The 313-nt window shown below is 64.2% G+C and carries 1 protein-coding gene; it reads left to right on the forward strand.

Features of this window, described 5'->3' with window-relative positions; translation table 11 throughout:
- A partial coding sequence (locus tag GNY06_RS05290; RefSeq protein ID WP_176589974.1) for a 2-oxoacid:acceptor oxidoreductase family protein occupies positions 1 to 313 on the forward strand: 313 nt, incomplete at both ends.

Consider the following 313-nt stretch of genomic DNA (forward strand, 5'->3'; position numbering starts at 1 on the left):
CCCGGCGGCGCTCAAGACCAATGTCGGCGCATTGAAGCCCGGCGGGCTGATCATCGCCGATACGGGTGAGTTCACCAAGCGCAACCTGGAGAAGGCCAAGTACGAGGTCAGCCCGATCGAGGATGGCAGCCTCGCCAAGTGGCAGGTGCTGGCCTTCGATAACTCGGCGCTGACGGTCGAGGCGGTCAAGCCGTTCGGGCTTGGCAACAAGGACGCGCTGCGCTGCAAGAACATGTGGACGCTGGGTCTGGCGCTGTGGATGTTCGACCGCAGCCGGGAGCCGATTGTCGACTGGCTCAAGGCCAAGTTCGCC

Source organism: Elizabethkingia argenteiflava (genome assembly GCF_009904105.1).
GTDB classification, from domain to species: Bacteria; Bacteroidota; Bacteroidia; order Flavobacteriales; family Weeksellaceae; genus Elizabethkingia; species Elizabethkingia argenteiflava.